This is a genomic window from Pseudomonas sp. 2822-17 (assembly GCF_002742485.1).
Lineage (GTDB): Bacteria > Pseudomonadota > Gammaproteobacteria > Pseudomonadales > Pseudomonadaceae > Aquipseudomonas > Aquipseudomonas cyclaminis.
On record NZ_LJRZ01000035.1, the window covers coordinates 1 to 229 of the forward strand.

Annotated in this window: 1 protein-coding gene; it reads left to right on the forward strand. The window is 34.1% G+C overall.

Annotation, left to right across the window (positions count from 1 at the left end):
- Positions 1 to 38: 38 nt before the first annotated feature.
- The coding region (locus AOA60_RS00115; RefSeq protein WP_218240454.1) for a hypothetical protein at positions 39 to 229 on the forward strand (191 nt) is incomplete at its 3' end.

A 229-nucleotide genomic window follows, 5' to 3' on the forward strand; every position in this document is an offset into this window, starting at 1 on the left:
TAACAGAGGTGCGGTATGAGCCTTGCGATGGAAATGTAATGGCCTCAAATGATAAATGGAGTAAATCAGTTGTTGATTGGAAGTCACAGTTGTTTTATTGGTTAACAGAAGAAAAATGGGAATCATTAAGAAACTTTTCAATCTTTTTCGATTCTCGAGTGCTTGTTGGCGAAGAAGGTTTATTAATGGATTTAAAGAAAGAGTCATTTAGAATTTTACAAGATAAACC